Source organism: Pseudomonas sp. HK3 (genome assembly GCF_052920985.1).
In genome coordinates, this window is the sequence record NZ_JBREXD010000003.1 from 762,853 (window position 1) to 776,055 (window position 13,203).

The window sequence follows — 13,203 nt, forward strand, 5'->3', positions numbered from 1 at the left end:
AATAATTAATCTTTAGTATTATCTGACCTTCGAGCGCCAATAGAATTCAAAATATCGCTATATACCTGGTTATTCCAATCTTGAATAATTATCTGCGATCTAAACAGTGCCCATGACTCAACAATAGAGGTGATAATAATCACCGCAAAACCTAATTCAATATAACCAGTAAAAATAAAAACCAGGCCGACTATAAATAGAAAAAGATCGATGATTCCATGCACCCACTTTCCTAAATAAAAGTGATGAATACCCGTTATAAAAAACCAATTCAACGCAGCATAGGTATCAGGGTCTTTAATTTGGCGTTTAGCTTGAGCGTAAAACGTCTTTCGATTCTCTGCCGTTAAACTTGAAATTTGTACGCGCAACTGCTCTTCGTGTTCGTTTACCGCATCTTGATTCAACAATTAACGCTCCTCCATAAATGGGTCGATACACTTACAAATGCAATCCCGCCTATTACAGCGCCGAATTCGATTAAATCCCAACCGAATCCCTTCAACAATTCCCAACGAGTTAATCGCTTTATAAGTATACGCTGAACAAGTTGGCTCGAAATTGCACTCTATTCCGAACCACCGCTTACTGCCACCCGAATTTCGATAGCCTTGTATTAGAAACAATACAAATCGCTTCAACACATTAGCGCCCCAAAGTAATAATGGTGGCTTCTCTGCTCCAGAACAACAAGAACCTTTTTCTTTCAATAACCTGAAACACCATTTGCCAGCCTTCAGCGGCCAATAAATTCAACTCGGCTTCAATCTTTTTTAATGGCAAGCCTGATGCACCTAATAAAATTGTGCCGCAACCGCCTTCAACTATGTGTACGACTTTGTATTCCGTGTATTTAGCGTTATTCATGGTATTCCCCTAGATTCTTAAACGTCATTATAAAATGCCCAAGCTTACTGCATTAAAAACCTGAGCGTTTGATTATAAACAAAAAACAAGATAATTATATTTTAAATACCCGCCACGCTGCCTCTCAACACATAGATTATCTGTAACGATTAAGTTTTGCATTTACAATGCAGTACAAAACGAGCCACACAACTCATAATGAGAGATTACAATGGCGTTTAAACACGATAGGCAGTGAATAGATATGCTGGCTATATTTAAAGCGCTATTATTGGGTGGTGTTTTTGAGCTAGCACGCGGGGCAAAAGAACCACACCAGTGAACGTGTGGCTACAGTCGTATTACGCAAGATAACGGTCGAAAATGTGCTGTAAAAATTTAATATCCCTATTTATTTTAACAGCCTAAATTGCTAGCGCTAAAATAATACCCCTGAGAACCATTATTCAGGGGCTGACCGTATATAAAAAGAGCCATGCAGGCATGTTAGCACTTACGATCACTACCCTCTTACATGGTTATTATATTAATGACTGCCTGCCAGGTCTTTTTTCGTTGCAGGTTCGGTTCTTGTCTCCGCCGTAATGGCTTGTAAGAAGGCTTGCAACGCTTGCCCCTCTTTGAATGATAAATTCAAAGGTCTGATTTTTGGCGATAATTGTGGAAATGTTTCATCATAGTTTTCCCAGCCAAATGCATCGTTCGTGGCCATACCTTCTGAGTACATTGAAATGAGACCTTCTATAGTATCAACGAGCCCATTGTGGAACCAAGGGCCTGTATTCATCACATCACGCAAACTTGGGGTTTTAAACTTACCGACATCTGCGCTGTTTTTAGTCACATTGTATCGACCTAGATCTTGGTAGAATCGCTTGTAATATGTTAAACCAACATTTTCAAATTTATGATCCGTCATTTCTGGCCCCATGTGGCAATTGACGCAACGACCATTACGACGAAAAACATCCAAGCCCCATAGCTCTTGATCATTTAAAGCGTTACTGCTGCCCTCTTTATCAACTTGGAGAATGAATTTATCTAACTTATTCTCATTAGACACAATGGTGCGCTGAAAGCTAGCAAGTGCGCTCGATAACTGCTGACGATCGATAGGCGAACTCGCGAACACTTGCTTAAATTGTTCACGGTAACTGGGCGTATTATTAAGCTCGACTAATAGCGCATCCAAATCTTGCGCCATTTCTACAGGGTCTTGTATCGGCATTAACGCTTGTTGCTCTAATGTATCGGCTCGACCGTCCCAAAATGCCGTTGGCAAAAAGGCACTGTTGACGATACTCGGCGCATTGCGTTTTCCGCGCAACTGATTATGACCGATAGACGTTTCTAAACCATCTGCCCAACCTTTCTCTGCTGAGTGGCAAGAGGCACAAGACACATCATTATTTTGTGAGAGCATGGGATCAAAAAATAGTTTTTTTCCTAGACTAATTTTAGCCGCATTGTAAGGAATCCCCTCAAACAAATCCGCTGTCGGCAAGGGCCCTAATTCAAGATAACGATCTTTTACATCGTCATCAATAAAAGGCACTGGCCATAGTTCTGGTCGCACTTCATAAGACGCCCTCAACCAGTTAGCACTAGGCTGTTGGTGATTATTGACCGAACGAGCATCTTCTTTTGGACGATACTCATGCTCAAGCGCCACTAAAAAGATATGCCCTTTTGTGATCTCAGCATGATTTTCATCAATAGCCGTCGGCGCGATATCAGAGGTTTGTGGAAATGATTGCAACCAATGCTCATCTCCATTACTCACCCAGTAGCGCCCTTGAGCGGGGTGTTTAAGAGAAACAGCATAAGGCGTGTCATACTCGCCATGGATATCTTTATGCAGTAACCACGTTAGCTCTTCTTGCGTTGGCAAGCGCCAATCTTTTCGTTGGCAGCGGCCATCTTGATTAGTCTTTTTTATTATTTCTGCCAGCTCAGACATTAAAAACTGCTGGGTATTATCTTTTTCAATAAACCAATAACTACTGGCAAACTTACCATCACGAAGAAATATATTATCGCGCACTAAAGGCCTTAAATCTTCTAAGCACTGCCATGGCGTTTGAGCATAATCGTCTTGCTGTTGGGATCGAGGTAGTGGATGACCATTATCATGCAATCGAATAAAACTGTCTTTTTCCGCTAATGGTTCGGTCGTCTCTGTGGGGATAGAGGTGTCTCTAACCTCACCAGAAACCAATATAACTTTTTGCGGCAAACGCTTATTTACAATTTTTGCAATGGCATAATCACGAGAAAAGCGCATACCATACGCTTGATTATCAAAGCCTAATGCAGCGTTATCTTTAGATAGCCAATACATTGAAAAATCAATACCCGGAAAATAGAATGGGTCAACACCCGGCTGGTTATCCGCGACAGATAAGTAATTAACATCAAAAATGTTATTTACTTCATACGCTTCTGGCAAGCGCCAATCATTTTTACCACATACATTGCTATTATTGAGCGTAGAGATTAAATGCTCTGTATTGCACTCACTATTTTCTCTCCCCCCTAAGGTCGCTGCGCACTGTGCATCAAAACCCGGTAGGATAGCGCGCCATCCGCCCCATGCATAGTTAGCGGCATTGGTTTCATTAGCAACTAACCAAGTAACACCCTCATTAGTATCATTATCCTGAACACATGACCAAGCAGAAGCCGCATCATCAAGAGTATTATGTGATAAAACCTCAAATCGAGGCTCATCATCGGTAATAGAAAACATCCAACGTATGATTTTAGGCTGACTATTTAAATCAGCCTCACCCAACGATTGTAATTCAAAACGTATGATATCAGTACCTAATGAGGTGCCCGCTGTATAGTGTAATTTATTATCGACAAAAACAACCTTGCCTAAATGATCTTCGTTGATAAAACGTAATTGTTGCAGTGCACCCAGTTTAAATTGATAAGTAAATACATCACTTTTTTTAAGCACGGCCTTACTAAGCAGCTCCTGATCAATCACGTCGACTAATTCCTTATCAGTTATGTCGTCATCAATAGTCGAAGGTGTCTTATCCGCTATGTCGTCATCAATAACTGAAGGTGGTTTATCAACATTGGAGGGACTTGAGGATTCGCTGCACCCCACCAAACTCACACATAATATTAACAGGATTACGTACAAGCGATTAGATATGAGTTTGAATAATGGTTTCATAAATTAATTTACTTGTTACTTGCTTAAAGAAAATGTCGAAATCAAACGTACACGATAATATGATGTAAGCTTATCTTTACTACTACTCTCGGCAAACGCATCCTGAAAAGATACGGCTGATTTTTTGGCATCACTATATTCATCATCCGTACTGGTCCAATAGTAGCTCTCTTCATGGTTTTTACCGACAACCAGATCATTAAATACACTGGTTTCATAACCTGCACGCTTATCAAGAAAATTAGGAGCGAAGTTGTATTCAACTAATAAAGATTTTAACTCTTTCTCTGTAGGCAAACGCCAATTGGTTTTACCGCATAGCTTATTTGTATTGACGTTATCAATGTAAGTGTCAATCGCAGCATAATTCATCTGTTTTTCAGTATCAGTAATACGTTGCCAAACAATTTTTATGTCTTGTAAACCATTCGTTGCCGTCTTATACAGTTTATCTTCTGTGCAGCTCCAACTATCGGCATCTTGATCGACTAATTCAACGGCTAAGTCATCCAGTTTAGAAAACCGATTTTTCCAATTATTATTTTCATCTTCACCGTCATCTATCTTTTCTAGCGGCATCAGCTGGGTGATTGCGTCAACACGTTCGTCTGTCGGTTCAGGAGTCACGGGCAATACTTTTTCGCCACTCACAAGCATGGCAAAATGCGGCTCATTCGCAGAACGTGGCGGCACCTTAACATTAGCAAAATCACTATCCATCCATACACCGTAAGCCGAGCCTACTTGTGCATTAGAGCCTTGCCAGTCATCTTTGACTACGACAGAGTCATGACCATTAGGATAATTAGCAGCTTCATCTCCCCAATAAAGTTCACCCCCATTCGCACTAACAAAAGGGAAATAAAACGCATTAATCGGCGCCAGATTTTCTGCTTCGTTAGCATATTCTTTGTTTAATAGTGAATTGAATTCTTTACGGCTGGCTAGACGCCAATCGGTTTTACCACAGAGTTTTAGGTCGTTTGCACGTTGAATGAATGCATCAGTATTACAATCGATAGGCTCGCCATCGTGAGTGAGTAAGCCACATTGTGCACGACCATAGTCTCGATGATTAATCGTACGCTCTGCCCAATAATAAGTATGATTAAAGGCGAAATCACCATTAGCCTGGGGGACTTGCCACGTCAAGTCAGCGTTTTTATCCTGCACGCAGGCCCAAGGCTCAATGTTCATATCGAACAACTGCTGTTCAAGGCTTAATGATGCACCTTTTTCATTTATTTTATTGAAACGCTCAGTATCCACTAACGGATTAATCTCAGGCTCTGTCGGAGTAACAGGCTCAACTGGTGCTATAGGTTCAACTGGCACTATAGGCTCAACTGGAGGCGTTACATCTATTGGCGCGACAGGCTGCTGATCATCACTTTTTACATCCGAATTAGAGCTGTCTTTTTCTCCGGGCAACTTACACGCGGTTAATAATAATGAGCAGCACATCAGTACAGCTAGTGATTTTGACACGGAATTAAACATCTTCGCCCTCTAAATTGAGTAAACCTAAAAATTTGGGCGGCGAGAATATCAGTATAAATCATTATCATCAATAATAATTATTATCATTTGCATTAAGGTCTTTATCGGGCCCTGATCCCATCAACGTATATGGTTAAATGCTCGTTTCAGGTTTATCACTGCCCATCATTTTATACGCCAGCACAACAGGTAAAACCCGCAAAATGAGACATATAGCCACCGGTAATGAGTGCCGATAAAAACCCTCATATATTTACGGTGACAATATGACCAAAAAACTGGGCATCTTTTGGCCACAAACTCAAACTAGCCGCGGATCAATTAGCGCTCAATCAAATGAATTCAATAAAGGGACAACTCGCAAGGCCGCAGAACTGCGCCTAGCGTTCGGTATTCATAAGCGTAGTTTTAATCATTAACTCAGGTGTAAAAAATATTGATATTTGAGTTAATGCAATCGATGGGTATCGGTATTTTTAATGCAAGATTTAAAGTGTCACGTTGCATGATGGGTTATGACAGTCGTTAAGGCGGCACATTTGTAACGGCGAATTAACACACTGTAAACAGAACAAGGGGGAATTGCCTTTCTAAGTTATGACCAAATCTAATTGGCCACGACCATTTAATCTATACGTTTATACTGAGGATTCAGTAACAAAAATATCAATGAGAGATTTCATTAAATGTAGCCACTAAAGAACGAAAGTAATCAGGTGCCTTATTTCGAGCTTCGCCTAAAGACACCTTATTATTATCAAAGTTAGACTGGTTCACAAAGGTAAGTATCCAATATGACGTGGCTGTTTCCTGCTCAACAGAATATGCATAATAATCCCTCTGTTCACCTGACGTATTAAAAACACCAAATTTCCCATCTAATTCATCCAGCAGGTTTAAACTATAAGATTCTTCTAAAAATCCTCTGATAGGATCAATATAATCAGTGGTCTTATCCACAACAAAAACATGCACAAAGTCATTTATACCATTAATTCGCCCAGACTTTGTATACTGGTATGTTTTTGCCATGCCCTGCTTACCGGAAGCATCGCCTAATTTATACTGCTCCCCAGAAAAATAGAGCGTATCTGGGGTTGAATCTTTATTTGATACATAAAAAATCAAACCACCCACTAGCAGCACAATTATAAAAATATTTTTCACTATTCATTCCTTAAATCTTATTATTAGTATTAAAGCTTAACCCAATGAGAAGCCCTTAAAAATTGAACGTCACTTTAACGCCCACCTTAAATAACAATTAAAATCCTGAACTACGTCCAATACAAATACTACTCGACACAGACAGCACATTCACTACTGGATATTTATTGGACTACACAAAATACTGGCCATAAAAAAACCGCTGCAATGAAAATTGCAGCGGTTTTTTGAAATCTTAAAACTTTAAAAAATTAAAGCTTATCAGATTCTGTAGCTAGGTATTTCGCTACACCTTCAGGCGACGCGTCCATACCTTTATCGCCTTTATTCCAACCAGCAGGGCAAACTTCGCCGTGCTCTTCAGTGAACTGAAGTGCTTCGAACAAACGGATTAGTTCTTCCATGTTACGACCAAGTGGTAGATCGTTAACGATTTGAGAACGTACAACACCGTTAGTGTCGATGATGAATGCACCACGGAAAGCAACGCCACCGTCAGATTCAACGTCGTATGCTTTACAGATATCATGAGAGATATCAGCAGCAAGGGTGTATTTAACTTGGCCAATGCCGCCGTCGTTAATTGGGGTGTTGCGCCATGCGTTGTGAGTGAAGTGAGAATCGATAGAAACACCGATTACTTCAACGCCTAGGTCTTTGAATTTATCCATACGGTGATCAAGTGCGATCAACTCTGAAGGACATACAAATGTGAAATCCAACGGGTAGAAGAATACTAAACCGTATTTGCCTTTGATGGCTTCTGACAGTGTGAATTCGTCAACGATGCTGCCGTCACCTAGTACTGCTGCTACTGTAAAATCAGGTGCTTTTTTACCTACAAGTACGCTCATCACTTACTCCATTTGTTGTTGTAGCTGTTATGCTGAGCACAACAGATATTAAGAAATCTTCAGGCGGCGCTGAAAGGTGGAATATAATACAATGCCCGTTCGTTAAATCCTACCTCTTGAGTAGGTTAATCCGATGGTTATCGCCGTTTTAAATCATAGACCATTAAAAGTGACAGGATTGTGAATCACAATAACGCTTCGAGCCCTTCAAATCGTACAATAAACAAACACAGCTGGCCGACAGCCTTGTTGCTGTCTATTGCTGTGCATGGGTTGGTGATGATAGGAGCAATTTGGGTTTGGCCAAGTGCATCATCTAAAGGGCAAGGCCAAGTGATGCTGCTCGAAGCGGTACACGAGCAAACTCAAGAACAACCTAACACTCAGGCCCGCCAAACCAGCGCGCAATCTGCACAAACAAATACGCCCTCTAAAAAAATAGCATTGAGCGGTCAACAGCAAGCTGTAAAACCACAATCCAGTGCCAGTAAGCCGCAACAAGCTAAACAATTACAATCAAAAGCCAGCTCAAGTAATCAAGGGGATCTGGTGGATCAATCTGGCAAGGCCCAAACCCCACAAGAGCAGTATCAGCAACAATTGCTTAAACACTTGCTCAATAAAATGGGCAGCGCCCCTGTGACTGGTAAAGCGAATATAGGAATAACCTTGATGCCTGCTGGGGTTGCAATTCAAGTAAAAATCGACGTATTAGAGGGCTCGCCACACTATCAACAATGGCTGCAAAGCAAGGTACTCAATGCTAACCCCTTCCCGGCTATACCAAAAGAATTAGGCGTGTCAGAATTTAAAACCACCATTCCTATTGAGCATTCAAACGAGCCTTCGTCACGACGACAAACGAAACTACAAACGCGATAAATATAAACCACTGAGTATCAGGTAACGATTAAGTCATCTGTCGGCATACCCGAATGCAAACGCATTAAACGATCGGGCTGCATAATACTGTCGTCTTCGCACTGCAAAAAGAAATCAACGCGGGGCTGAATATCATCTTCTGAGTATTTTTGTGCAAGGGTAAGGTAATCTTGAAAGTGACGAGACTCAGACTTAAGCAATGAAATGTAAAATTTCTGCAACTCATCGTCTAAGCTTGGAGCAATTTTATGGAAACGTTCGCACGAGCGCGCTTCAATAATACTGCCAATGATTAAACTGTCAGTGAGCTTACCCTTGTTATCAGAGCGAATGTGCTTGGCCATATTAAAGGCATAACCACTTGCCTTCATGGTACGAAACTTAATACCGCGCTTTTTTATGATTTTAAGCACTTGCTCGTAATGCACCAACTCTTCACGGGCAAGGCGAGACATCTTATTTTGAATGTCCATATTTAATGGGTTACGCGCCATTAACGTCATGGCTTGCTGAGCCGCTTTCAGCTCGTTAGTGGCGTGATCAATCAAGATGGTTTCTTGATGCTCTAGTGCCGCAGCCACCCATTCATCCGGTGTGCGATTGGGCAAGTACGCCACAACAGGGGCAATCATCTCGTCTATATCCGTTTTAGCCATTCTTTATTACCACTAACTCATTTTAACCTAGCCATTTGCGGGCGCTATTATAACGACATTTGCTCTAATAGCTCGCGTACTTCACCGTCGATCACCACAGACTGGTGCTTAACTTGATCCAGCACACAAAAGGTCACTAACGCATCGGCCACTACTGTCTCGGTCCCTTCTAAATACATTGTTTGTTCAATTGTGCAGCTTTTAGTGCCAATTTTGGCCACCTTGGTACGAATCTCCAACACTTCTTGAACAAACGCTGGGCGGCGGTAATTGATATTAATATTCACCAATACAAACGCTAAATTATGCCCATGAATTTTCTCAACTAGCGGGTACTGCTCAAAGAACGACCAGCGAGACTCTTCTAAAAACTCAAGGTAGCGGGCGTTATTGACATGCTGATAAACATCCAAATGATAGCCACGAACTTTAATGTGATTAATATGCATAATCTGACCAACTAGAAAAATCGCGCCATTATACAGCTTTTCAGCCTGACCTGTATGCCCCTATACCCTACTGGGTATAGCCATAACATCGTTTGAAATCTATGGTGAATGGCTAACGATTATAATGACCAGACCATGACTCTACTTTCACCCCGCATTGCATTTTTTTTACTGCTACTCACCAGCTTTATTTGGGGCGCCGAATTTGTACTTGTAGACCTTGCCATTGAGGTACTGCCCACTCATACCTTTAACGCATTACGCTTTGGTGTCGCGGCACTCTCATTAATGCCTTTGTTCTATTTTAGTAAAGAGATCATCAACAAAGCCCATATCAAATCCATCGTATTAGCCGGTTTATTCTTAGGCCTATTATTGTTTATTGGGTTTTTTACTCAAACCGAAGGCATGCGCTATACATCGGTATCGAACGCTGGCTTCATTACAGGCTTAGCCGTATCGCTGGTTTCGTTTTTAGGTTTTATTTTCTTTACGCAAAAAGCAGCGATCGCGGTATGGGTTGGTATTACCCTGGCGACAATTGGTTTGTATTGCTTAACCGTTGGTGACAAATTTGTATTTAATAAAGGGGATGCACTGGTATTAGTTTGTGCATTCAGTTTTGCGTTTCATATTTTACTCACAGGTAAATTTGTCAGCACCATGCCTGTGATTTTATTGAGTATTATTCAATTAAGTGCCGTCGCACTCTATAGCGCTATCGCAGGCTATCTAGACCCTGACCCAAGTTTTCACATTACCGGCGAACCAGCCATTACTTGGCATGAACAACTCACCACTCCCATCGTGTATGCCGGTATTTTAATCGCAGGCATACTTGGGACAGCCTATGCGTACTGGGCACAATCGGTGTCACAAACGTTATTAGCGCCGCATAAAGTTGCATTGATTTTTGCCAGCGAACCCATCTTTGCCCATATATCAGCCGCCCTCTTTTTAGATGAAAAGTTAGGCTTGCTGGGCTTTGTCGGCGCCACCTGTATCATTTTAGGCATGGTAGTATCGGAGCTAGGAGATAAACAGCACACACCAAAAGTAAATGTGCTGGATCAAAATAGCAGTGTATAAAGCCTATTTTTAAGCGGACAGTTATCACGCTTTCTGCGCACCAGTAATAACTTTATTCTCGTTTTTTAGCGCATTTTGTAATTGCTTCAACCCCACCTTGGGCCGCTATTTTCGCATTTGCTATACCTTCAAGGCTTTCTATCTCAATTGGCCATTTATACTGCTTTGATGAATAAGGGTAAATCACATACAAAACATCGCCGCTTGGAATGCCTGCACCGTTTCTAGGATTCACATCCTTACCACCTAACCTCTGTGCTAAGTTCATGGAAATTTCGCCTAAAGCTGCACGGGACGGCCCTATATCGGCCACAACAAATGGGCTCACTTTCCCACTTTCAAGATTCAAAGCGTACCCCAAATCACCCAGAAGCCCAGTACCTTTTTTATGGAAAAACGTTCGAGGGAAGACTAAATACGGATAACGGGTAGCGTCTACATACCGCGTCGTATCATATATATCTTTAGCCGAATCATATAAGGATGTTTTTGATATAAAAAAACCTTTGTATTCACCCTCTTTTTGACGATATGCCACATTAGGGTTAACTGGGTCAGGTACTAATACTGAGCGCCACCAACTTTTTTTGGGGTAGCCTGCATTTTCTAAGTAATCGAGACCAATATTATCAGGATGGTAAGCGTTAGGTGCGCCGTCGGCATCTACAGCCTTATGCGAAGTCATAAAAAAATAACTGTCTTCACCTTTAAAAAGATTAACATCACTAAAACTATCCCACTTTTTATAATCACAAATCGATTCAGCTTGTGTGATTATTGGTAAAAAGCAAAGGGTGGTAAGTAATAAATACATTTTTTGAGTAATGCGATTACGTTCCATCGGTATCTCCTCGTCCATATTTGAATTAGCCATCACTTATTAAAAGCTTATAGCATAAATATAGTGGTCAAAATAACTGTATCACTACACAAGTGACTATAGAAATATCGAGCAATATAAGTCTCCTATCCTTTTTCGTTTTAGAGGACTAGATATGGAACTCCAGTAAATACGGAAAACCGCCATATTTATCGAATAATTTCCACCTTAGGCCCACCCAACCTACGACCAAACTTGGAAGACCCGAATATAACTTATTGTTTATACTAGTATTTTTAGTCATTACAGCAACCCCATCACCCTTCCAACTTCGCTGGTTAATATTTGGACATCAAACGCCTTTTTAAGTACAATGCGGCCTCATTTTTTAGCGGACATATCCATGAAAGGGCTCTTCACTGTACATCTATTGTTATTCCTCTCACTTCTATCGGCCAGTCAAGCCCATTCAACCACTGAATCTAAAACTCCTAGAATTATTGAGCAAAGTTTAGATGATGTAATTTCGGAATACGGGGGGAAACTATCACCTCATTCAGCAGAGGTTTTATATAGATATCGTACAGTAAATGTAGATGCTAATTATTTAGACACCACTACAACTTATACTGCGATTCGCATTAATGATAGCCAAGCCGCTCCTTTTTATAGCCAATTTGAACTGGAGTTTGATGACTACTACGAAACTCTCTCTTTAGATTTCGCAAGAGTGAAAACTGAATCGGGCGAAACCCATGAGGTACACCCTTCTACAGTTCAAGTTAGAACAGCAAATAATGCATTATTCTACAACAACAGAAAATCGCTTACATTTTCTGTTCCAAAGCTTTTAAAAGGCTCTGTTATTGAATATCAATACACAAGAAAGACAGCTAAGCCATATATTGACAACCATTGGTTTCACAATGAATTATTCGCTGTCTATCAACGTAACGCATCAACTGGTGAATACATCCAAGACTTTGTAAACCTAAGCACCGTCGTTGTGGCATACCCAAATAATCTTCCGATAAAAATTGACGCCCCAAAACTAGATAAAATTAAACATTCAACATCTTCAAAGGATAATACGACCACACATACATTTTCTTTTTCAAATATTTCGAAACTATCAATTGAAGAATTAATGCCTCCTAGTTGGTTACATGCACCTAGACTCACTTTTACGACATTAGACAGCTGGGATGAACTCGGTGATTGGTCTTACAAAATGTTTCAAACAGCACTGACTAAAAGTGAATTAGATTCAATATCTGAACTTGCAGACTCGATAACTGAAAAAGCACTGACTAAAGCGGATAAAATAAAAGCCATTTACGCTTATATTCAAAACCAAACCCGATACGTTTATGCTCACTTAGGCAGAGGGGGGTTTACACCTCACGCACCTAGTTGGACTCTAAAAAATGGTTTTGGAGACTGTAAAGATCAAACAGCCCTAACAATTGCATTACTTCGAGCCATAAACGTTAAAGCATTTCCTGCTCTCTATGACTCAAATGGTATCAGCGTTGCTGAGCATGTACCCCGCCTTATTTTTGACCATATGATCACCTATGTACCCGCTCAGCCTGGTATTAATGCACAATTTATAGATACAAGTAATAATCGCCACCAATACCCTGGGCTATTCCCAATAAACAACCTCAACTAAAGCCTTAGTGCTTGGCCCTAATAGCGGAAAATTTGTAAATGTTAAAGCAAATGA

14 protein-coding genes are annotated in these 13,203 nt (G+C 40.8%); 4 read left to right on the plus strand and 10 right to left on the minus strand.

Annotated features, from left to right (window positions below; all coding sequences use genetic code 11):
• Positions 1–5 precede the first annotated feature (5 nt).
• From ACU6U9_RS18995 to ACU6U9_RS19015, 5 genes are all read right to left on the minus strand, one after another.
• Positions 6–410 (minus strand): TM2 domain-containing protein, encoded by a 405-nt coding sequence (locus ACU6U9_RS18995; protein WP_446736556.1) that lies wholly within the window; start codon positions 408–410, stop codon positions 6–8.
• The gene (yidD, locus tag ACU6U9_RS19000) at positions 411–644 is read right to left on the minus strand and encodes a membrane protein insertion efficiency factor YidD (RefSeq protein ID WP_446736557.1); all 234 of its coding nucleotides are present in this window, start codon (positions 642–644) and stop codon (positions 411–413) included.
• A 1-nt stretch (position 645) separates the two neighbouring features.
• Positions 646–867, minus strand: a complete 222-nt coding sequence (locus ACU6U9_RS19005; protein WP_446736558.1) for a DUF4177 domain-containing protein — start codon at positions 865–867, stop codon at positions 646–648.
• Positions 868–1,393: 526 nt separating this feature from the next.
• The gene (locus tag ACU6U9_RS19010) at positions 1,394–4,057 is read right to left on the minus strand and encodes a cytochrome c peroxidase (protein ID WP_446736559.1); all 2,664 of its coding nucleotides are present in this window, start codon (positions 4,055–4,057) and stop codon (positions 1,394–1,396) included.
• Between the two features lie 15 nt (positions 4,058–4,072).
• On the minus strand, positions 4,073–5,557 hold the full coding sequence (locus tag ACU6U9_RS19015) for an Lcl domain-containing protein (protein ID WP_446736560.1): 1,485 nt from the start codon (positions 5,555–5,557) through the stop codon (positions 4,073–4,075).
• 266 nt (positions 5,558–5,823) lie between these two features.
• On the opposite strand from ACU6U9_RS19015, the gene ACU6U9_RS19020 reads away from it, so the two are divergent.
• Positions 5,824–5,976 (plus strand): hypothetical protein, encoded by a 153-nt coding sequence (locus tag ACU6U9_RS19020; protein ID WP_446736561.1) that lies wholly within the window; start codon positions 5,824–5,826, stop codon positions 5,974–5,976.
• Between the two features lie 247 nt (positions 5,977–6,223).
• Here the strand turns inward: ACU6U9_RS19020 and ACU6U9_RS19025 are convergent, their stop codons facing one another.
• Together ACU6U9_RS19025 and ACU6U9_RS19030 are read right to left on the minus strand one after the other, a co-directional pair.
• Entirely contained in the window at positions 6,224–6,724 is a 501-nt protein-coding gene (locus tag ACU6U9_RS19025; RefSeq protein WP_446736562.1) for a hypothetical protein, read from the minus strand.
• A gap of 251 nt (positions 6,725–6,975) precedes the next feature.
• Entirely contained in the window at positions 6,976–7,578 is a 603-nt protein-coding gene (locus tag ACU6U9_RS19030) for a redoxin domain-containing protein (RefSeq protein WP_446736563.1), read from the minus strand.
• Between the two features lie 180 nt (positions 7,579–7,758).
• Between ACU6U9_RS19030 and ACU6U9_RS19035 the strand changes: the two genes are divergently transcribed.
• On the plus strand, positions 7,759–8,460 hold the full coding sequence (locus tag ACU6U9_RS19035) for a cell envelope integrity protein TolA (RefSeq protein WP_446736564.1): 702 nt from the start codon (positions 7,759–7,761) through the stop codon (positions 8,458–8,460).
• 17 nt (positions 8,461–8,477) lie between these two features.
• Here ACU6U9_RS19035 and miaE read toward each other — a convergent pair whose 3' ends face one another.
• Together miaE and ACU6U9_RS19045 are read right to left on the minus strand one after the other, a co-directional pair.
• Positions 8,478–9,116, minus strand: coding sequence for a tRNA isopentenyl-2-thiomethyl-A-37 hydroxylase MiaE (miaE, locus tag ACU6U9_RS19040; protein ID WP_446736565.1), 639 nt, complete (start codon positions 9,114–9,116; stop codon positions 8,478–8,480).
• A 47-nt stretch (positions 9,117–9,163) separates the two neighbouring features.
• Positions 9,164–9,565, minus strand: coding sequence for an acyl-CoA thioesterase (locus tag ACU6U9_RS19045; protein WP_446736566.1), 402 nt, complete (start codon positions 9,563–9,565; stop codon positions 9,164–9,166).
• Between the two features lie 135 nt (positions 9,566–9,700).
• On the opposite strand from ACU6U9_RS19045, the gene ACU6U9_RS19050 reads away from it, so the two are divergent.
• Complete coding sequence (locus tag ACU6U9_RS19050) at positions 9,701–10,654, plus strand: DMT family transporter (protein WP_446736567.1); 954 nt, start codon at positions 9,701–9,703, stop codon at positions 10,652–10,654.
• A 52-nt stretch (positions 10,655–10,706) separates the two neighbouring features.
• Here the strand turns inward: ACU6U9_RS19050 and ACU6U9_RS19055 are convergent, their stop codons facing one another.
• On the minus strand, positions 10,707–11,495 hold the full coding sequence (locus tag ACU6U9_RS19055) for a hypothetical protein (RefSeq protein ID WP_446736568.1): 789 nt from the start codon (positions 11,493–11,495) through the stop codon (positions 10,707–10,709).
• Between the two features lie 382 nt (positions 11,496–11,877).
• Between ACU6U9_RS19055 and ACU6U9_RS19060 the strand changes: the two genes are divergently transcribed.
• Complete coding sequence (locus tag ACU6U9_RS19060; RefSeq protein ID WP_446736569.1) at positions 11,878–13,149, plus strand: DUF3857 domain-containing transglutaminase family protein; 1,272 nt, start codon at positions 11,878–11,880, stop codon at positions 13,147–13,149.
• The last annotated feature ends 54 nt before the right edge of the window (positions 13,150–13,203 follow it).